Source organism: Ferruginibacter sp. (assembly GCF_049840995.1).
Taxonomy (GTDB): Bacteria; Bacteroidota; Bacteroidia; order Chitinophagales; family Chitinophagaceae; genus Ferruginibacter.
Genome location: NZ_JASGIP010000003.1, coordinates 18,315 through 39,317 on the forward strand (window position 1 = coordinate 18,315; position 21,003 = coordinate 39,317).

Annotated in this window: 19 protein-coding genes and 2 tRNA genes; 6 read left to right on the forward strand and 15 right to left on the reverse strand. The window is 41.1% G+C overall.

Features of this window, described 5'->3' with window-relative positions; genetic code table 11:
* Window positions 1–47 precede the first annotated feature (47 nt).
* The 3 genes from QM738_RS01660 to QM738_RS01670 are packed head-to-tail and all read left to right on the forward strand — an operon-like array spanning window position 48 to window position 2,113.
* The gene (locus QM738_RS01660; protein ID WP_462274940.1) at window positions 48–467 is read left to right on the forward strand and encodes an OsmC family protein; all 420 of its coding nucleotides are present in this window, start codon (window positions 48–50) and stop codon (window positions 465–467) included.
* A gap of 58 nt (window positions 468–525) precedes the next feature.
* Window positions 526–915 carry a four helix bundle protein gene (locus QM738_RS01665; RefSeq protein WP_462274941.1) on the forward strand — a complete coding sequence of 130 codons (390 nt, stop codon included), beginning with the start codon at window positions 526–528 and terminating at the stop codon, window positions 913–915.
* Window positions 916–949: 34 nt separating this feature from the next.
* Window positions 950–2,113: an O-succinylhomoserine sulfhydrylase gene (locus QM738_RS01670; RefSeq protein ID WP_462274942.1), complete on the forward strand. Its 1,164-nt coding sequence runs from the start codon at window positions 950–952 to the stop codon at window positions 2,111–2,113.
* Here QM738_RS01670 and QM738_RS01675 read toward each other — a convergent pair.
* Window positions 2,110–2,529, reverse strand: a complete 420-nt coding sequence (locus QM738_RS01675) for a hypothetical protein (RefSeq protein ID WP_462274943.1) — start codon at window positions 2,527–2,529, stop codon at window positions 2,110–2,112. The two genes, QM738_RS01670 and QM738_RS01675, sit on opposite strands and share 4 nt — an antisense overlap.
* Window positions 2,530–2,742: 213 nt before the next feature.
* On the opposite strand from QM738_RS01675, the gene QM738_RS01680 reads away from it, so the two are divergent.
* Both QM738_RS01680 and QM738_RS01685 read left to right on the forward strand, forming a co-directional pair.
* Complete coding sequence (locus QM738_RS01680) at window positions 2,743–3,681, forward strand: hypothetical protein (RefSeq protein ID WP_462274944.1); 939 nt, start codon at window positions 2,743–2,745, stop codon at window positions 3,679–3,681.
* Window positions 3,630–4,196, forward strand: a complete 567-nt coding sequence (locus QM738_RS01685; RefSeq protein WP_462274945.1) for a hypothetical protein — start codon at window positions 3,630–3,632, stop codon at window positions 4,194–4,196. Before QM738_RS01680 ends, QM738_RS01685 begins: the two co-directional genes overlap by 52 nt.
* 67 nt (window positions 4,197–4,263) lie before the next feature.
* On the opposite strand, the gene QM738_RS01690 is transcribed toward QM738_RS01685, so the two are convergent.
* The 11 genes from QM738_RS01690 to QM738_RS01740 all read right to left on the reverse strand — a co-directional run bounded on the left by QM738_RS01690 (window position 4,264) and on the right by QM738_RS01740 (window position 16,815).
* The gene (locus QM738_RS01690) at window positions 4,264–5,196 is read right to left on the reverse strand and encodes a DUF2167 domain-containing protein (RefSeq protein ID WP_462274946.1); all 933 of its coding nucleotides are present in this window, start codon (window positions 5,194–5,196) and stop codon (window positions 4,264–4,266) included.
* A gap of 119 nt (window positions 5,197–5,315) precedes the next feature.
* On the reverse strand, window positions 5,316–6,584 hold the full coding sequence (preA, locus tag QM738_RS01695) for an NAD-dependent dihydropyrimidine dehydrogenase subunit PreA (RefSeq protein ID WP_462274947.1): 1,269 nt from the start codon (window positions 6,582–6,584) through the stop codon (window positions 5,316–5,318).
* 66 nt (window positions 6,585–6,650) lie between these two features.
* The gene (locus QM738_RS01700; protein WP_462274948.1) at window positions 6,651–7,091 is read right to left on the reverse strand and encodes a VOC family protein; all 441 of its coding nucleotides are present in this window, start codon (window positions 7,089–7,091) and stop codon (window positions 6,651–6,653) included.
* A 33-nt stretch (window positions 7,092–7,124) separates the two neighbouring features.
* Window positions 7,125–8,465: an NAD(P)-dependent oxidoreductase gene (locus QM738_RS01705; RefSeq protein WP_462274949.1), complete on the reverse strand. Its 1,341-nt coding sequence runs from the start codon at window positions 8,463–8,465 to the stop codon at window positions 7,125–7,127.
* Window positions 8,466–8,547: 82 nt separating this feature from the next.
* A complete protein-coding gene (locus tag QM738_RS01710; protein ID WP_462274950.1) occupies window positions 8,548–9,414 on the reverse strand; it encodes a nitrilase-related carbon-nitrogen hydrolase in 867 nt (288 codons plus the stop codon).
* 138 nt (window positions 9,415–9,552) lie between these two features.
* Entirely contained in the window at window positions 9,553–10,932 is a 1,380-nt protein-coding gene (gene hydA, locus QM738_RS01715; protein ID WP_462274951.1) for a dihydropyrimidinase, read from the reverse strand.
* Window positions 10,929–12,377, reverse strand: a complete 1,449-nt coding sequence (locus tag QM738_RS01720; RefSeq protein ID WP_462274952.1) for an NCS1 family nucleobase:cation symporter-1 — start codon at window positions 12,375–12,377, stop codon at window positions 10,929–10,931. Before QM738_RS01720 ends, hydA begins: the two co-directional genes overlap by 4 nt.
* 14 nt (window positions 12,378–12,391) lie before the next feature.
* Window positions 12,392–13,297: a hypothetical protein gene (locus QM738_RS01725; RefSeq protein ID WP_462274953.1), complete on the reverse strand. Its 906-nt coding sequence runs from the start codon at window positions 13,295–13,297 to the stop codon at window positions 12,392–12,394.
* 22 nt (window positions 13,298–13,319) lie between these two features.
* On the reverse strand, window positions 13,320–14,666 hold the full coding sequence (locus QM738_RS01730; RefSeq protein WP_462274954.1) for an aminotransferase class III-fold pyridoxal phosphate-dependent enzyme: 1,347 nt from the start codon (window positions 14,664–14,666) through the stop codon (window positions 13,320–13,322).
* A gap of 101 nt (window positions 14,667–14,767) precedes the next feature.
* Window positions 14,768–15,175 (reverse strand): GxxExxY protein, encoded by a 408-nt coding sequence (locus tag QM738_RS01735; RefSeq protein ID WP_462274955.1) that lies wholly within the window; start codon window positions 15,173–15,175, stop codon window positions 14,768–14,770.
* Between the two features lie 182 nt (window positions 15,176–15,357).
* A complete protein-coding gene (locus QM738_RS01740) occupies window positions 15,358–16,815 on the reverse strand; it encodes a CoA-acylating methylmalonate-semialdehyde dehydrogenase (RefSeq protein WP_462274956.1) in 1,458 nt (485 codons plus the stop codon).
* A gap of 101 nt (window positions 16,816–16,916) precedes the next feature.
* On the opposite strand from QM738_RS01740, the gene QM738_RS01745 reads away from it, so the two are divergent.
* The gene (locus tag QM738_RS01745) at window positions 16,917–17,387 is read left to right on the forward strand and encodes an Lrp/AsnC family transcriptional regulator (protein ID WP_462274957.1); all 471 of its coding nucleotides are present in this window, start codon (window positions 16,917–16,919) and stop codon (window positions 17,385–17,387) included.
* Here the strand turns inward: QM738_RS01745 and QM738_RS01750 are convergent, their stop codons facing one another.
* The 3 genes from QM738_RS01750 to QM738_RS01760 all read right to left on the reverse strand — a co-directional run bounded on the left by QM738_RS01750 (window position 17,388) and on the right by QM738_RS01760 (window position 20,872).
* Window positions 17,388–20,399 carry a membrane dipeptidase gene (locus tag QM738_RS01750; RefSeq protein WP_462274958.1) on the reverse strand — a complete coding sequence of 1,004 codons (3,012 nt, stop codon included), beginning with the start codon at window positions 20,397–20,399 and terminating at the stop codon, window positions 17,388–17,390.
* 275 nt (window positions 20,400–20,674) lie between these two features.
* A tRNA-Pro gene (locus tag QM738_RS01755) sits at window positions 20,675–20,749 on the reverse strand.
* A 34-nt stretch (window positions 20,750–20,783) separates the two neighbouring features.
* Window positions 20,784–20,872 (reverse strand) — tRNA-Ser (locus QM738_RS01760).
* Window positions 20,873–21,003: the final 131 nt, after the last annotated feature.

Consider the following 21,003-nt stretch of genomic DNA (forward strand, 5'->3'; position numbering starts at 1 on the left):
TGCAAAGTAAAGGCTTGCAATATTTATATTTGTAAAAATATTTTAAAATGATTGAAATTAATTTACGCCGTGTGGATGGGGACTTTGGTTTTGAGGCTAAAGATGCCAACGGACATACCGTGCACATGGATACCAGCGACGAAAGTGGAGGCAGTAATTTTGGTGTACGGCCAATGCAGATGTTATTGATGGGCCTGGGAGGTTGCAGCGCTATTGATATTGTAATGATATTAAAAAAACAACGCCAGACCATTGAAGATTTTGCAATAAAGATCACCGGCGAAAGAGAACCGGGTAAAGAGCCTTCGTTGTGGGCCAACGCAAAGATCATTTTTATACTCAAAGGAACGATCGACAAAGAAAAAGCTTTCCGCGCCTGCGAATTATCCATGAATAAATATTGCAGTGTTGCAGAAACATTGCGTAAGAGTGGGACAGCTCTCACCTGGGAAGTAATGGTTAACTAGTTAATCAGTTAACTGGTTTATTTGTTTATATTAGTACTATACCCTTTGATGAATAGCTATGGAATACACATTAGAAAAACTGGAAATTTACCAGTTGGCAGAGCGCTTTTCGGATGAGATCTGGAAGATCGTTGATCAGTGGAACTATTTTCAAAAAGATACGATTGGCAAGCAAATTGCCAGGTCAGCTGATTCCATTTCGGTGAATATAGCAGAAGGTTATGGCAGGTTTTATTACAAAGAAAGCAAACAGTTTTATTTTTATTCAAGAGGTTCTTTACTCGAAACCAAAGCATGGTTATCCAAATGTAAAAGGCGGAACATTATTGATGCTATAAAGGCGGATGAATTACTTATTGAAACTGAATCATTACTAATTAAATTAAACGCCTTTATTAAATTCATTTCAAAATCAAGTAAACACAACCCGTCAAACATTCCTCACTAATTAACCAGTTAACTATTTAACCAATTAACAAATAATGCGACCAATCACAAAAGCTATAAGGATACAAACCGACCGCACCAACGAAATGGAGCACAGCACGCCGTTATTTTTAACGAGCAGTTTTTGCTTTGATAATGCCGAAGATATGAGGGCTGCATTTGCGGATGAAAGCAATGATAATATTTACAGCCGCTTCAGCAACCCCGGTGTGCAGGAATTTACAGATAAAATGGTGGCGCTGGAAGGTGCGGAGGCCGGTTATGCTACTGCAACCGGTATGAGTGCTGTATTTGCATCGTTCATGGCTTTGCTTAAAAAAGGTGATCATTTGATTGCCTGCAGTTCTGTTTTTGGAAGTACCATTACCGTACTGAATAAATATTTACCCAACTATAGCATTGAAGTAACGTATGTAAGCGCCAATGATGTGGCCGGTTGGGAAGCAGCTATCAAGCCCAATACTAAAATGATCTATATGGAAACACCCACCAATCCCGGCCTGGATGTGATAGACCTGGAAGCAGTGGGTAAACTGGCAAAGCAACATAATATTTTACTGAACGTTGATAATTGTTTTGCAACACCGGTCAACCAGCGGCCCATTGATTTTGGCGCCGACCTGGTGATACATTCCGCCACCAAGTGGATCGACGGACAGGGAAGGGTATTAGGTGGAATTGTATTGGGTAAAAAAGAATTGATACAACAGATCTATTTATTCTGCCGCAGCACCGGACCAGCATTATCACCTTTTAATGCATGGGTATTAAGCAAAAGCCTTGAAACGCTGGATGTGCGTATGGAACGCCATGCTTCCAACGCATTGCAACTGGCCAAAGCATTGGAAGATCATTCTAAGATCAGCTGGATCAAATATCCTTATTTACAAAGCCATCCGCAATATGCCATCGCTGTTAAACAAATGAAGAATGGTGGTGGACTGGTAAGTTTTAATTTAACTGGCGGCCTGGAAAGCGGTCGTAAGTTCCTCGATAATTTAAAAATGTTGTCTCTTACTGCCAATCTCGGTGATACAAGAAGTATAGCTTCACATCCGGCCAGCACCACACATGCAAAATTAACGGAAGCTGAAAGGGCTGCAGTAAACATAACGCCGGGGCTTATACGCATTTCTGTCGGCCTGGAACATATCGACGATATTAAAGCAGACATTCTACAGGCGCTGGAAAATTGTTAAGGTAAGTTTGGCTTCTTAAAAAAATGCAGGTAAATTTTCCATAGCAGGATATTGATCCCGAAGATCATTCCATAATAAACGCTATTGATAAATACCCGGTGCTTGTTCTCCCACAGGAACCATGTTTTATCGCCATATACCGCATCTATCACGATCATTATAGCAAAGGTGGATATAATAAAAGCAACTATGCTTATAATTGCCCAGCCAACAAATCTCTCTACAGAATTTTTGGGTGCAACTAGCAAGGTTACCAATATTGATATCGCCAGGTTGAAAAGAAATACTTTAAAATAAACATCATCATCCACTCCTCCTTTTTGAAAAGGGCACGGGATCATACAGATCCAATAGATCAGGATCAATACAGCAGCTAACCACAGTGTTGTTTTATATACATCGATCTTTGTTGGCATAATTTATTTATTGCTGTATATAAATATAACAAAAATGATCTTTCAATTTTTGTTATATCAACAAAGCGTAACAACCCTTATAAACGATTGCCCGTTTTACTCATCAGCACGGTAAAATTACTGTGGGTGCATAATAAGTGCATAACAGCAAATATTGTTTACACTAAGTTAATAGCAGAGTTTTTATTTTACTATTCACTAAAACATCTATCAATGAAAACAATCAAAAAAATTTTGCCCTTTTTTGCGGTGATCATTTTTGTTGCCTGCAAAAAACAAGCTGCTGTTGATGCAGCCTTTTCACAAAATGAAATAAATACCGGAAGCATTGCAAAAGTTACCGCTGTTGCATCGCTGGTAACTACTACCGAAAATTTTGAGACCGGCACCAAGGCGGCTTATGCAGCAGCCGATGTTACCCTCACTACCGGCGTGTGGAATTTAAATGATGCCCTGATAGGTAATACTTCCAGCGATAAAAAAAATGGCGCACAATCTGCACGTGTGCGTAACAGTGGTAAATTGACCATGAAATTCAATTTAACCAACGGCGCAGCAACTGTTACCGTATTACATGCTAAATACGGCACCGATGCCAACAGCACCTGGCAATTGTGGTACAGTACCAATAGTGGCAGCACCTATACACAAACAGGCGGCACCATTACCACCAGCAGTACCACACTAACCAGTACTTCGTTTACGGTAAATATTTCGGGCACTATCCGTTTCGAGATACGTAAAACAGATGGCAGCAGCAACCGTATTAATTTTGATGATATCAGCATCACCGATTTTGGATCGGGCGGCGGTGGTGGCGGCACCGGCAAAAAGTTTTTGTTTGATAATACCAAGGCAGAAACTGCAGGGAATGCTGATTGGGTGATCGACCAGGATGCAAGCCCGCAACAGATACCCACACCGGCACAATCCACTGTAACAGCAAGCACTGCAGAAACTTACTGGACAGGTGCTATCTCCAGCTGGGGCATCGCATTGGTAAAAGCGGGTCATACCGTAGAAACTTTACCATCAACAGGAAGCATCACTTATGGCAATGCTTCTAACCCGCAGGATCTTCTAACTACAATGTATTTGTGGTGGATGAACCCAATATCCGTTTCACTGCTGCTGAAAAAACAGCGATACTGAATTTTGTAAGTAATGGCGGCGGTCTATTCATGATCTCCGACCATACGGTATCCGACAGGAATAATGATGGATGGGATTCACCCGATATCTGGAACGACCTGATGAATAATAACGGAACAGTGACCAATCCATTTGGATTTACCGTTGATCTTACCAATATCACACAACTTACTTCTAATGTATTAACAGGCAACAGTACCAATCCTATATTGCATGGTTCGCAGGGCAATGTAACACAACTGGATTTTCATAACGGCGCTACGCTTACTTTAAATCCTGCTGCCAATGCCACTGTACAGGGATTGATATGGAAAACAGGCGTTACGCAAAATAACAGTAACCTTATGTCTGCATCTTCTACTTACGGCACCGGCCGTGTGTATGTAGTAACAGATAGTTCACCTATTGATGATGGCACCGGCGCTTCGGGAAATACATTGTTCAATGGATGGACAACTTACAGTCATATTCCATTGTTCATGAACGCTTCTTTATGGCTTGCAAAACTTCAATAACGATCTGTGCTGAAAAAATAAAAGGAAGGCAATGCCTTCCTTTTATTTTTTATTTTACTTTACTTTTTTATGATTGAGGAACTGAATGATCTTCTTCCACTATCGGTTTTTTCCCAAAGAATTTTTTAATCGCTCCCCATACTGCCACCAATCCCACCAGGATGAATTTCCATGCAGCAGCCAAAAATTTTACAATGGTTGCCCATATTCCCACTTTCAATAACACTTTACCGGCTACCAGGCTACCAATGGTCCATGCAGCCACGTTATCAGTCTTGGAATCAAAATCCTTGTACGTATTACCTTCTGTAAAAGAAGGCATGGCCAGTACTTTATCAATATCTTTTTTTACCAGGTCCAGTTCATTCATAGTAGCAACCGCGTTCATTGAAAGTACACCTTTGCGGCCGAGTATCCTTACTTCATAATTCAGGGTGTTTTCATCCTGCCCGGCAAAATGCAGGTTCTTTGCCCAATGCAGCACTTTATTATTTTTATCGTAAAATGGTTTTGATGCCCATCCTACCATATTGATAGCAGGATATCCCTGAGAAGCCCTTGTCTTGTTTTCTTCTGCTTCATCCTTTTGAATATCTTTTAAAAGATCATCATAGTTTATTTTATCCGCATCATCATCTTTTACAAAACCGGAAGCTTCGTAAGTAATTACGAAGGCATAAGAAGAATCGCCGAATGGACCGGAATTTTCAGGAAAAATCATTCCCAGCACCCCGGTTTGTGGAGGATTACCCCAAACTTCGGTCAGCACATAATTACTTTGTTCTGCATTCAGGTATTTAAACCCTGCAGGCACATTTAGTTTAGCAACGCCATTACTTAAATTGATGGCGCCTGTTTGATACTTCATTGCATTGTCAATGGAATCAACCAGTTTTTGTTGTTTTTCTGCCAGGATCTTTAATGAATCCACGTCGCCTTTGGCGAATAAAACAGGAGAAAATAAAATAATAGAAAGAAGGGCTAAAAGGGCTCTTTTCATAACAGTACGCTTTGGTTTAGGGGCTAAAGAAAAGCCAAAAAATCGGAAAAATAAAAATAACTGCTGAATATTTTACAGTGTTTAGCAGAAGGTGTTCAAAACCATAGCGATAGTATTTATCAATGATCATTGAGTGGCAATCCTTTTTTCTGAAAATCGATCCAGTTAAGGTATTCAGGCGCAACCCGGTGTTCTTCCATAGTGATACAATTATCCACAGGGCACACCAGTTTGCACAAATTACATCCTACACATTCTTCCTCTTTTACTGTATAAGTATTATAAGGTTTACCATACGTTAAGTTGATCGATTGGTGAGAAGTGTCTTCGCAGGTGATATAACACAATCCGCAATGAATACATTTATCCTGGTTGATCTTAGCAATATGATGGTAATTGATATCCAGGTCTTCCCAATGCGTAATGGTGGGCACCGACTTACCAATAAAATCATCGAGTGTTGCAAATCCTTTCTCATCCATCCAGTTGTTCAGTCCTTCACACATATCTTCTACAATTCTGAAGCCGTGCTTCATCGCCGCCGTACACACCTGCACGTTAGTAGCGCCCAGTAACATAAACTCCACTGCATCCTTCCAGGTGCTGATGCCGCCAATACCACTGATGGGTACTTTCTTTGTTAACTCATCCTGGGCAATGGTCGTGAGCATTTTTAAAGCAATGGGTTTTACTGCAGGGCCGCAATAGCCGCCAAAAACAGATTTGCCTGCCACATAAGGATTGGGTACGAGCGTATCCAGGTCAACACCCGTTACGGATTGAATGGTATTGATCAATGACAATGCATTCGTACCGGCTTTTACCACCGACCTTCCTGTGGGCACAACCGAATGTACATTAGGTGTAAGTTTTGTGATAACAGGAATAGTGGCAGCTTCCATCACCCATTCCACCACCATGCAGGCAATTTCAGGATCCTGGCCAACAGCAGCACCCATACCACGCTCCGTCATCCCATGCGGGCAACCGAAATTCAATTCCAAACCATGCGCACCGGTATCTTCTACTTTTTTAATTAATTCGTGCCAGCTTTTTTTATCATTATCAGCCATCAGCGAAATGATCATCGCTCTGTCAGGAAATAATTTTACACATTCAGTGATCTCTTTTAAATTGATATCCAGTGGCCGGTCGCTGATGAGTTCGATATTATTCAGTCCCATCACCCTTTGCCCGCCATAATCCACTGCTGAATATCTTGAAGAAACATTCTTTACCTGGCTGCCCAGTGTTTTCCATACCACACCGCCCCAGCCGGCTTCAAAAGCCCGCAGCACATTATATTTTTTATCCGTTGGCGGCGCACTCGCTAACCAGAAAGGATTAGGAGATTTAATGCCGAGGAAGTTGGATGAAATATCAGCCATATACAATTTTTTATTTTTTTACCGCCAATTACGCTGCGTAAACTCTGCCTCTCCTTTTCTCTGTGGTTAAGGAGTAGGTGTTTTATCAAAGTTCACCATCCAGCTGATACCAAACTTATCAGTGAACATACCAAAATAAGCACCCCAGAAAGTATCATTCATCGGCATTGTTATCATACCGCCCGCCGATAAATTATTGAATAATTGATCGGCCTCTTCTTTGCTTTCTGAATTGATAGAAATGGCAATATTATTGCCCACCACACTTTTGTCCCGGAAATCCTTCGGCGTATCACTACCAAACAAGTTGGTTTCTTTACTGATGGGCAAAGAAACGTGCATGATCATATTCCCTTCTTCTTCCGAAATAGGATCGCAGTTGGGCATCGGCGGCATGTCTTTAAACCTGCCGATAAAAGTGAATTCTTTACCAAAAGCTGCTTTGTAAAAATTAAAGGCTGCTTCGCAATTGCCTTTAAATGATATGTAAGGATTTAATTGTGCCATACTTTAAAGTTTTGTTGTTAGTTTATATTTTATTTATTCAATTTTTAAATAACTCAATATCGCTTTTGCTGCATCTTTGCCCGCCTGTACCGCATCCACTACTTCCTTACCACCATTCACAGCATCACCGCCGGCAAACACCCCTTTAATATTTGTTGCACCATTATTTATGGTGATCTTTCCTTTATTATTCGTTATTCCATTATCCATTATCAATTGCTCAAATGGCATTTGTCCCGCAGCCTTGATCACCATATCAACCTGTAAAGAAATGGTTTCGCCGGTTTCAACAGGACTTCTTCTGCCACTGGCGTCAGGTTCTCCCAATTGCATTATACTGCAAATGATCTCTGATACTTTTCCATCAATGCCCTTCAGCTCTTTAGGTGCCGCTAACCAAACTATTTTGCAACCATCCAGCATGGCAATATCCAGCTCGTGTTGTGTGCAGGGCATTTCATCCTGCGTTCTGCGATACAGCATGGTCACTTCTTTTGCACCCAGGCGTTTGGCTTGTGTGGCTGCATCGATCGCCGTCATGCCCATACCAATCACGGCCACTTTATCTCCTACTGCAACAGCAGGAAACCCTTTGCTGCGCAGGTTATAAATAAATTCAATGGCATCTTCAACGCCTGCCAGGTCTTCACCGGGAATTTCCAGTTGTCTTGCCAGTCCTACACCAATGCCTAAAAACACCGCGTCATAATTTTTCTGCAATTCTGTTAATGAAATATTTTTACCCAGTTCCTGGTTGTATTTAATTGTGATACCACCAACAGATAAAATATAATTCACTTCCTCCTCACAAAACTCCGGGGTTACTTTATAAGCCGCAATGCCATAGGTCATCAGCCCTCCACCCTTACTTTCTTTTTCATAAATAATTACGTCTATTCCTTCCCGTGATAACGCATGTGCGCAACTTAAACCTGCCGGCCCGGCGCCCACAATCGCCACTTTTTTACCGGTCGGTTTTTTTCTTTCAAACAGCTGCCAGTTATTTTTCATGGCCGATTCGGTGGAGTAACGCTGCAGCTTGGCAATAGGAATAGGTGGTTCATCCATTAAATTAAAAACACAACTGCCTTCGCACAATTTTTCTACCGGGCAAACCTTGCTGCATCCTGCTCCCATAATATTAGAGAGGAATATTGTATGTGCAGAACCTTTGATATTATCAGTAGTAATTTGTTTAATGAATTTAGGTACATTAATGCCCGTGGGGCAGCTTTTGATACAGGGAGCATCATAACAAAACAAACAGCGGTTCGCTTCCACCAATGCAGCATTCTGCGTTTCAAAAGACGGATGAATATCGCTGAAATTTTCGGCGTATTGTTGTTCTGTTAATTTATTATTGCTGATCGCCATAGTTTGCATTTTTATTTTTCACTCAAAGGCGCAAAGATTTTTTTAGGTACCTCTTTGCTTCCTTTTTTACTTTGCGTGAAAATTACAGTTCAGTTAACTTACCATAGGTCTCTGGTCTCCTGTCCCTGAAGAACTGCCACACACTTCTTACTTCCTCGATCATATCTAAATTAAATTCACTGATCAGTAACTCATCTTTATCTTCACTGGCTTGAGCAAAAATTTGTCCCCGTGGATCCACAAAATAACTGCTGCCATAAAACTTACCCAGGTTCCAGGGTTTTTCTTCACCCACCCGGTTGATGCAACCCATGAAATACCCGTTGGCCGCTGCATGCGCCGGTTGTTCCAGCTTCCATAAATATTGCGAAAGTCCTGCAACTGTTGCAGAAGGATTGTACACGATCTCGGCGCCATTCAATCCTAAAATTCTTGCACCATCAGGAAAATGACGGTCATAACAAATGTATACACCCACTTTTGCATACTTGGTTTGAAAAACAGGGTAACCTAAATTACCGGGTTTAAAGAAAAACTTTTCCCAAAAACCCGAGGTATGCGGAATATGATTTTTTCTATACTTGCCTAAATATTTTCCGTCTGCATCAATCACTGCAGCCGTGTTATACAAAACTCCGGCCTGTTCTTTTTCATATACCGGCACGATCATCACCATGTTGTATTTTTTTGCATACTCCTGCATGCGCTCAATTGTAGGACCGGGAACAGTTTCAGCACTTTCGTACCAGGCCTTATCCTGCCCGGGACAGAAATAAGGTGTATTAAAAATTTCCTGGAAGCACAATATCTGTACCCCCTTTTTACCAGCTTCTTCTATCAACGGAATATGTTTTTGTACCATTGCTTCTTTTATTTCTTCAATGGTTCCCTCGCCTTCTGTTTTGGGCAAACTCATTTGAATGAGCCCTGATTTAATAATTCTTGGCATAGTGTTATTTTTTTGAACACGGATGAAACGGGTTAGACGGATGACAACGGCTTTTTCTGCTTTGCAGAAATCCTGGATTTTGATTTATCAAAATGATCCATTTTTATCCATCCAATCTGTTTAATCCGTGTTCCCTTTTTAAATTGTCTGTGAAACTTTCTTTCTCTTTATAAATTTACCGAAACCTTTTTGTAATAAGCATTTGTTTTCATCTATAGCGACCTCTCCCCTTAATAAAACAGTTTTTACTTTACCCGTCAATTCCCAACCTTCGTAAGCACTGTAATCAACGTTCATGTGATGTGATTTTGCAGAGATGGTATGTTTCTCATTCGCATCAAAAATCACAATATCCGCATCGCTGCCCACGGCAATCGTTCCTTTTCGGGGGAACATACCGAATATTTTTGCAGGATTGGTACAAGCCACTTCAACATATTTATTCAGCGTGATCTTGTTTTTAGCAACACCTTCACTGAATAATAATTCCATCCTGTTCTCAATTGCCGGATGCCCGTTGGGGATTTTTGAAAAATCATCTTTACCCATTAATTTCTGCTCCCATTTAAAAGGGCAGTGATCTGTTGCTACCACCTGCACCAAACCCTGGTTGATACCGGCCCATAATGTTGCCTGGTCTTTCTTTTCTCTTAGTGGCGGACTCATCACCCATTTAGCGCCGTCTTCTCTTTCGTACAACGATGCGTCAATAATCAAATATTGAATACAGGTTTCCACAAACATTTTTTGATTGCGCCGGGTAGCATTGCGCACTGCATTCAATGCGCCTTCGCAGGTAAGGTGTACAATATAGCCAGGACAACCTGTATAGGAAGCCATATCTACAAAACGTTCACTGGCTTCCGCTTCAGTAATTTCAGGTTGCGATAAATAATGATACAGCGGTGATAACTTTCCTTCCGCCTTGTGTTTGGCAACCAGGTAATCGATCATATCACCATTGGTGGCATGCACATTGATCAATCCCCCATGTTTTTTTACCTCTTCCATCAGCCCGATCATCTGCCGGTCATCGATCATCAAAGCGCCTTTATACGCCATAAAAGTTTTAAAAGAAACAATGCCTTCATCTTCAATAAATTCTTTTATTTCTTTTTTGGTATCATCATTAAAATCAGTCACCGCCATGTGAAAACTGTAATCTCCCACACAATTGTTATCACTTCTGCCCTTCCATTCTTTTAATGCATCATGCAGGCTTTTGCCCTGAGTTTGTAAAATAAAATCTATCACCATCGTAGTACCACCATGCAATGCTGCCCTTGTACCCGTTTCATAACTATCGCTGCTGAAAGTTCCCATGAACGGCATATCTAAATGCACATGCGGATCAATGCCTCCCGGAAAAACTAATTTACCGGTAGCATCAATTTCCTGATCTGCTTTTACGTTTAAATTTTTACCGATGGTCTTTATCGTTTCTCCTTCAATAAAAATATCCGCTACATAGTTATCAGTAGCAGTAATAATATTTCCATTTTTGATCAATATACTCATAGCGACTTATTTTTTTGCATCAACAATAAATAAACAACACCGCTTACAAAGAATCCAACAAACCATGCATAATGGTATAGATCAACGATCCACGATGCCACTGTTCCCGGGTTCATTGCTTTCACAGCTACTAAAAAACCCGGAATATTGGGAACAATCCCTAAGATCAATGCAATTATTGCCTTATTGTTGAACCCGTTTTTAAAACCATAAATTCCTTTATGACTATATAGATCATCAACCACTAATCTTTGTTTATGGATGAAATAATAATCAGCGATCATAATACCACCTATGGGACCCAATAAACCGGAGTAAGCTATCAACCAGGTGAAAATATAGCCGGTAGGATCTGCCATTAATTTCCATGGAAATATCAATACACCTATGATTCCTGTTATATAGCCGCCTGTTTTAAAATTTATTTTTTTAGGATTAAGATTTGCAAAATCATTTGCCGGGCTAACAATATTTGCTGCAATATTAGTGGCGAGTGTTGAAACGATAATACCTAACATTGCGAAGCTCACTAATAGTTTGCTATCAAATTTGCCGGCTAGTTTCACTATATCCCATTCTGTTTGTCCATAAATAATGGTAGTTGCCAGGGTAACCACCACACTTACAAAAGCAAATAATGTCATGCTTGGTGGTAAACCGATTGCCTGCCCCCTGATCTGTGCTTTTTGGCTTTTTGCATACCGTGTAAAATCCGTAATATTCAATGACAGTGTTGCCCAAAAACCTACCATGCCTGTTAATGCCGGAAAAAAATATTTCCAGAAATCAGCACCCTGCAGTGTTGCTTCCTGGTTTAAAATATTTCCGAATCCATTTGCTTTACCAACAGCCCAGGTTAATAAGGCCAATGTTGCCAGCGGTAAAAAAATGGCTTTAAACACCAGTAATTTCCTGATACTTTCCACACCAAAATAAATGATGACCATATTAAGCAGCCAAAACAAGGCAAAGCATAAAAGCGGCAATGCCTGTGGAAATAATCCCGTTATATGTATCTCCTCCATGCCAGGGGTCCAGGTCCTTATTAAGTTATAAACAGATTCGCCCCCGATCCATGTTTGAATACCAAACCATCCGCAGGCTACAATTGCTCTTAACATAGCTGCAATGTTTGCGCCTTTGGTTCCAAAACTTGCTCTTGCCAATACAGGAAAAGGAATGCCATATTTCGCACCGGCATGTCCATTTAAGATCATAGGTATTAATACGATGGTATTGCCCAATAAAAAGATCAGCAAAGCCTGCCACCAGTTCAACCCTTCTTTTATCATACCACTTGCCAGCATGTAAGTGGGTATACATAAACTCATGCTGATCCAAAGCGCCGCATAGTTCCAGGTGCCCCAGGTACGTTTGCTTTGCGGAATGGGCGCAAGGTCTTCATTGATAAGAGATGAATTTTCTATTACAGTTTTTGGTTCCAAATAAACAATTGCTTTTAATAATATTTATACTTATACCGCTTTACATATACCAGTACTCCATTACTGAATTTACTTTCTTTTGACAGCATACCCTTTTCATCATATTCTTTGTAATAACTATTGTGAACGCGGTCTTCTTTCATAAAAAATCCTATCTCCACCCCTCCCATTTCATAGGTTATATAAGTACTATCTTCCACCCGGTATAAACGATTCATTGGATCATAATAATTTGTGGTCGCTATTTTAGGCGTATCCATCTTATTGATCTCATAAACCTTGCTGCCGGTCAAATTCCGTTTATTATCCCATGTATAGATCGTTACCCATCCGGGCTTGTGTGTACGTGGATCATATTGCACCCTTTTTACCAAAACTGAATCACTATAATAGAACCTGAAATTTGGATGAGGAGCCAGATCCTCTCCATAATTGTATCGATATACTGTTTCCACTTCAGTTAACGCTCCTTTGTCATTAAAAACAGTCGTCCTGGTTTCCTGCTCTCCCGTGGTGTTTCTATAATGAAATCTATCTCCCGGTTTATAAAAACCTGTATCGTTTCCTCTAAAAGTCTTCTTAAAATTTACATATTCATCAAAGCGCCAACAATGTTCCACCCTGTAATACCTGTTGTTGTTTTTGTCAAACCCTTCTGAATAAACAGACATAAATTCTTTCTTTCCTGCCGTATCGTAACTGATATTTTTAACTTCCTTACCCCGTTTGTCGTATATTACGAGGCCTGATAAAACACTGTCATTTAGTAGTTTGCCATTGCTTATCTTAAATGAATATTCATACATCTTTTTCAAACCCACTGTGGCCGGTACTATCTGCTTCAGCTTAAGATCTGTTGGTTGTGCTGCTGCATTTATACATGCAATAAAAAGCAGCAGTAATAGTATTTTAATTTTCATCCTTCTAGGATAATCAAAATACTCACATTACACATGCATCAGCGATCTTTATCGCTTCACTGATGATCGCCAACCCTTCATCAATCTGTTCTTTAGTAACACACAATGGAGGTGCCGTAAAAATATAATTCCATCTTACAAAAGTGTACATGCCCAGGTCTTTTATTTTAGCTGCTACTTTATTCATCACTTCCATTTCATCGGGCTTTGCATTGAAGGGCGCCATGGGTTCTTTGGTAGTTCTGTTCTTCACCAGTTCGATACAACCCAGCAAACCGGTATTCCTGAAATCGCCAATACTTGGATGTTGTTGTTTTAATAGTTCCACCTGTTGCTCCATGTATTTTCCCATGGCAACTGTATTTGCTATCAATCCTTCATCTTCATATATTTTCAATGTTTCCAAAGCTGCAGCACAGCTTACAGGATGTGCAGAATACGTCAATCCTAATGCCATCACGGTATCATCAAATTTTGCCGCAATCTTCTCACTTACCTGCAGACAACCGAATGGTAAATAGCCACAGGTCAATCCCTTCGCCATCGCAATCATATCCGGAACAATATCATGATTTTGAAAACCAAACCATTTACCCGTTCTGCCAAAGCCACTCATCACTTCATCCATAATTAAAAGGATACCATGCTTATTGCATATTTCTCTTATCGCTTTTAAATAACCCACCGGGTATTTCAAACATCCGGATGAACCGGATTCTCCTTCCAGCAAAACTGCCGCAATATTATTCGGGCCTTCATAAGCCACCATTCTTTCAAACTGTGCTACCGTTTCTTTCAGTAGGTTCTCTTCACCATATTCCCACCTGTATAAGATGGGAATATCGATGTGCACAAAATTGGGTGCCTGCTGTGCATCCACGGGTAATTTACGGGGGTCGCCGCTCGCACTCATAGCGCCAATAGAAGCGCCATGATAAGATTGATAGCGGGTAATGATTTTATGTCGCCCGGTATACAACCTTGCCAGTTTGATCGCATTTTCAATAGAAGTGGCACCACATAAAGTAAAGAATGATTTATTCAGATCGCCGGGGCAGATCTCTGCCAGTTTCTTTCCCAGATCGCCCCGCACTTTGGTAACACAGCTGGGTGTTACATAAGCCACTTCCTGCATCTGTTTCATAACAGCATTGGTTACACGCTGATTGCCATGGCCAATATTCACATTCATCAATCCTGATGAAAAATCGATATAACGTTTATCATCGTAGTCGTGTAAATAAACACCCTCGGCGTATTTAACAGCAATAGGCGCAATGCCTTTTTGTTTGCTCCAGCTGAATAAAGTGTGATCCAGGTTATTCTGAATGACCTCTGTCGCTTCTGATAATGTTTTTGAATTTGACATAATTTTATTTTTTTAGACACGGATTAAACGGGTTGAACAGATGAAAAGGGATTTTTTTGCTACGCAAATTTTTGGATTTACCCCATTAACATCTTTTAAATCTATTCAACCCGTATTCCATTTTCTTTTAACATTGGCTTTTTATCATTATCAAAAATCTTTCTTTTTATTTGCGGCTTTTTGCCAAAATTCAGTAGTAACCCTACTTCAAGATTTGTTGCTTTAAGATAATTTACCAACTGACTTTCATTGGCTGCTGCAAGCATTTCGATAGCCTTTAATTCCACTGCAACTATTCCTTCCACTACCAGGTCAGCATAATACTCTCCAACTACCTTTCCATAGTAATAAACCAATATCCGTTTTTGTTTTTCTACCTTCAGTCCTGCCGCTGTCAATTCGATATACATTGCGTTCTCGTAAACTTTTTCTAAAAAGCCATATCCTAATGTATTGTACACTTTATAAAATGCCCCAATGACCTTTTCGGTTATCTCTTCGTGTTTCATATAGTAGCAAGATATTTTACGCCTTTATCTTATTTTTTTGCTTCGCAAAAAAAATCAATCCTTTTTCATCCGTACAACCCGTGTTCCATTCAACTCATCCAATTAACTCCCGCCTCAGAGTTCCATTTGATAAAAAGTTTAATCCGTTTTCATCCGTTCAACCCGTTTAATCCGTGTTCCATTCAACTCATCCAATTCACGCCCGCCTCCGGGTTCCATTTGATCGTGCTCTTTTTCAACTTCGTCCAAAACTCAATCGAACTCTTTCCCGTAATATCGCCCACACCAAATTTACTTTCGTTCCAGCCGCCAAAACTAAATGGCTCACGGGGCACAGGCACACCCACATTCACACCGATCATACCGGCGCTGGCTTTATCAATGATATACCTTGCCATACCGCCGTTTTGTGTAAATACACTGGCGGCATTACCATAGGGGTTTGCATTTTCTATCGCCAATGCCTCATCTACCGTATTGGTACGCATAATGGAAATCACCGGGCCAAAAATCTCTTCGGTAGCAACGCTCATAGTGGGTTTAACAAAATCGATCACCGTAGGCCCTACATAAGTGCCCTGCTCTTTGCCTTTTACTTTAATGTTGCGGCCATCCACTAAAATTTTAGCGCCGTCTTTCTCTGCCTCGCTGATATATTTTTCAATACGCTCCTTACTTTCTTTACTGATCACAGCGCCCAGGTTTTCGCCGGGAATGATCTTCTTCGCTTCAACACAAATTTTATCAATGATCGCATCCACATTGCCTACGCCGATCATGGCGCTTGCTGCCATACAACGCTGGCCGGCACAACCGCTCATACTCGCCACAACATTTGCAGCCGTCATATCTTCTTTTGCATCGGGCAAAACCATCAAATGATTTTTTGCACCACCCAAAGCAAGGCATCTTTTATAATTAGACGTAGCCCGCTGGTAAACGATCTTTGCAACCTTGGTAGAACCCACAAAAGAAACCGCTTCAATTGCAGGGTGATCGCAGATAGCATTTACAATTTCCACATCGCCGTGTACAATATTAAAAACACCATCGGGCAAACCCGCTTCTTTTAATAATTGCGCTAATCGTCCACAACTCAGCGGTACTTTTTCTGAAGGCTTCATGATCATACAATTGCCCAGTGCAATGGCATTCGGTATCGTCCAGTTGGGCACCATCGAAGGAAAATTAAAAGGAACAATAGAAGCCACCACACCTAATGGCACATGCTCGGTACGGCATTCAACCCCTTTACTTACCTCCAGTAATTCGCCGGTAATTAATTGTGGTAGTGAAGTGGCAAACTCTGTCAGTTCAATACATTTCTCAATTTCGGCAATGGCTTCGCCATAGGTCTTGCCATTTTCTTCGCTGCATAATTTTGCCAGTTCTTCTAAATTCTTTTCCAGTAAAGTTTTGTAGCGAAAGAACACCTGCACCCTTTCTTTAATAGGCATTTTACTCCATGCAGGAAAAGCCGCTTTAGCTGCTATCACTGCTGCATCCAGGTCCTTTGAAGTGCTCATAGGTACCGTAGATAATAGATTGCCATCAACAGGTGATATCACTTCCATTGTACGGGCAGAAGATGCCGCAACAAATTGCCCGTTGATATAATTTTCAATAGCGTTGTATTTCATGGTATCTGTATTAAACTATAAATTTTGCAGAAATATCCCAGTAATTTAAAAATATTTCAGTTATCAGCAAAATAAAAGCAGTATTTTTATTTCATAAAAGGATGAATAAAACGGAACTGATACTCGACGACCTGGATTTTGCCATACTTTCTTACCTGCAGAAAGATGGCAGGATGTCGTTTACGGTAATTGCAAAAAAGTTAAAGGTATCCATTGGTACTGTGCGTACCCGTTTTAATAAACTGATAGAAGACGGCACGATCAATATCATAGGCAGGGTGAATCCCGATAAAGTGGGATTCAATTCCTATGCGCATATTGCCGTGTACATCAGGCCGGCAACACTGAAAGAAAAGATCGCACAAAAAATTTCCAAAATGCCCGAAGTAAGTTTCCTGGCGGGCACTTCGGGTGATTATGACCTGGAAGTGGATGTAATGTGCCGCAACAATGAACACCTGGTGGAATTCATAAACGGCTTATCTGCAATAGAAGGCGTGCAGCAAACCAAGACCACCATCTATTTTAAAGTCTATAAATATGCACAGCCCGATCTGAACCTGCTAAAATGATCAGTGCACATTCTTTTTACTGCTTTCACATTTATCCCACATGTTCACAAAATAATCTGCAGCGCTGAAGAACACTTGTCTTTCTCCCTGCGTCATACCCAAATTTTTCAGGTCCTGGTAATAATCAGGATATAAGCCGATATGCGCAACGCCTTCCGTATTATAATCCCAGCTCTTATTACCAAATGTATACTTGCGCAATAAATAAGTGTTCGTGGTGGCATTATGCGTAGGAAATCCGGCTGGTGCATAACTGATCTGTTTGCCCCAGTTATTATAAATGCCTCCGCTGTAGCGGCTTCTTTCTTCACCACGGCCCGGTCCTTGTCTTGGCTTGGGCATGGTAACAAATCCATTGATATCCGACCCCATCATAATGCCGCCACCGTTCATTTTTTGTGCACTCATTGCAATGCGGAAATTGGCAAGGTATTGCGCAGCAGTAGCTTCGCCAATGCCGATACCAAATACACCACCCAGGCTTTTAATGTTCTGTAATTGTTCATTGGTACGCTGGTTCTCGCTCACTTTATGATCGGTCTTTTCAAAAAATCCATCCCGCATACCGTTATGCCCCGATGCCACGGGATAATTGAATTCATTGGCAATATATAAAGCATCCGAAACAGAGTGATCGCTCATATGATCTATATCAACGATCATACCCAGCCGCATCATTTCTTTTATAGCAAACCTGCCAAGATCGGTCAAGCCTAATTGATTTTGCTGCCCGCCACTGATATTGCCATACATATCCCATGCAGGGTCGATGGTCAATAAACTTTTTACAATTTTAAACTGCTGTATGCAACCGAGTTTGGGAAGCGGACAAAATTCACTGCTGGTAGGATCAAGGTTCAATGCAGGCGGATACGGTGTTTCGGATATCGCATCAAAGAAAGCGCCTGCACCTGCAATGGCTGCATTAAAAGCGCCGCCTGTGGGACCGCCGACGAGATTGAGTGTGTATTGTATCCGCTGATCCGCTGCTCTTTCTACATTAAACATTAATCCGGGAGGGATAGGTGTACCCCAGGGCAATGGCCTGCTGTTGGTGTATTTATTACTTAAATTAAATAAAAAACTGTAAATAGCCGAGCCGCCGAATTTATTATTTACGAGGTGAATAGGAAAAATATAACGCACGCCCTTATTATACAAATGCTGTATCTCTGCTTTTACTTTCGATTCGTTGGGTATATTGGTGGCATAATTAAAGTTGCCGATATTATCTACTTCCATACCGATCACCACTGCCATTTTATTGCTGCGGATAATGCTCCGCATCTGTTCGGGATTATAAGCGATCTGCATAAAATCCGAATGCCTACCAACGAATGTTGTTATTTCATCCAGCTGTTGATCAGCTACTGTTTTATCATCAAACGGGCCATCACCACTTAACACAGCACCCAACAATTCGCTATTAACGGTAAGGGTTACCAGCACCCGTAAGCCGCCCTGGTAAGCCCTCTTGATCCAGTCCACATACATCTGCTGGTGACTGGCGCTGGAAAAATGAGGCCAGTATGTAAAGTTGGGATAGCCTTCGTGCGGATGATCGCCATGCAGGTTCCTTTCTACCGGTAACCGATTTTCATAATCACCATCAAAAGCGTAATTCAGTATCGCGGCCCTTAAATAATTACCACACCAGTTATCAGTACGGTTACCCAAATCGGCGCCCCAGCCGCCATGTGCGGCATTGCAGTTACCCAGGCAATCTTCCACCGTCTTTGCCCTGTAAGGCTCCCTGTTGCAGAAATAAGTACCTGCAGGAACAATAGAACCAATATCCGGTGCACCATAAATTAATTTGTGGCCCATTGCCAGGTGACTCATTAAGTGCGTATGCAGGTCGGCTGCGCCATAAATAGGTACAAACACATCTGCAACAATATCCCTGTTTAAATTGCTCACCATATCCTTAATGGTGATCAGTTGTACTTTAAGCGAATCATTACCTTCCCTGTTGGCAGTGGGATTATATTTCAGTGTTCGGAAATCATCCACGTTGATGATACCCCATTCCAGGTCGGTTGAATTATCGGTAATACGGATCGCATATAATTTAGAGGTATCAAATCCTGTAACATCCCACCATTCCCTGCGGAAAATAAAACTGTTATGACCTGTCTTAACATCGATGCCCCTGATGGTTTTATAAGTAGTATCCATCACCATTCCTACCCGCCCGGGATTAACACCAGGCAAAGTTTGCTGTCCCTGTAAAACACTTCTTACATTACCGGTAATTCTTGGCCCGATATTGCATTCCAAAAACTCTACTTTCAGCAACTCACGGTTATTGCCACCCGAAATTAAAAAGCTGATGAAATTTTGGTTGGGATATAATTTAAAAGGATCGGATGTAAGTGTACCGGTAGCCCTGCCCCGTTCGTAAGAACTACCCAATACACCATCTCCTTTGCTGGTAACCCAGTGCTGGTGTTTATATCCTGTATGAAACTTGATATCCTCCCAGTAATCTCCGCCAATATCTGCCATAGGTACAATATCAAAATTCTGCCAGGTATAAGTGTCGTTGCCCTGCTTTTGCATAAATGCTTTGCCATCTATTTTCCAGCCGGGCAGGTTACGGAAATAGCCCATTTCAAAATCACCATTCTGTAAATAATCAAATTGCCTGATGGTAGTATTTACCTGCGGCAGTACCGGTACATAAGTATATGTTTTTGCAGTATCTTTTTTAGGCAACGGTTTATTTTTTACTACAGGAGTATTAGTGAGGTACTTTGGATCGATCTCGAACCCGATAGTGTAAGGATTTTTTGACTGGTCTACTTTCTCCAGCATTCTATTGTACAGATCCCTCATAAAAGCCGTATCACCCGGCCGCTGGTTCAGCACAATGATCAGGTTGCCGTTGCGGCGTATCTGTCCCTGCTGTTCCATTACTTTAAGGCCGCGTTCAAAATCTTCCCGGGATTGCTGTGCACTGCACAAAAAAGGAAACAAAAAAATGGCGAGGTAAAATAACTTTTTACGCATAGAAAAAGTTTAGTTGCACAATTTTAATAAATCAGTTGCAACAATCATATAGGCAAAACCTGCATAAATATGTAGTTGCGGGAGCTGGCATGCAGGAATACATAAAGTAAAATTCTAAGAATAGTACAAAACAAAAAAGCGGCTCATTTTATTGAAAGGCTTTAATTGTTGTCGGGATGGTCCTGCCTCGGGCTGGACGACCTCCCTGTCCAAAGTTGCACGTTATTATATAAAACAAAAAAGCCTCTCATTTTATTGAAAGGCTTTAATTGCTGTCGGGATGGCAAGATTCGAACTTGCGACCTCCTGGTCCCAAACCAGGCGCGATAACCGGGCTACGCTACATCCCGAACTATGGTTATCGATCTTTTAAGAACTTTTTTGCGGAGAGGGTGGGATTCGAACCCACGGTACAGTTTAACCCGTACGACGATTTAGCAAACCGTTCCTTTCGGCCTCTCAGGCACCTCTCCTAAACCTGCCCTTATTTTATTAAGGGGTGGCAAAAATACAATTCCGTGCGTTATTACCCAAAACAAAATGTATTTTTTAGCGTAAATATTTCCCCAAAAGCCCAACTAATTTTCTACAGGCCCCTATTTGC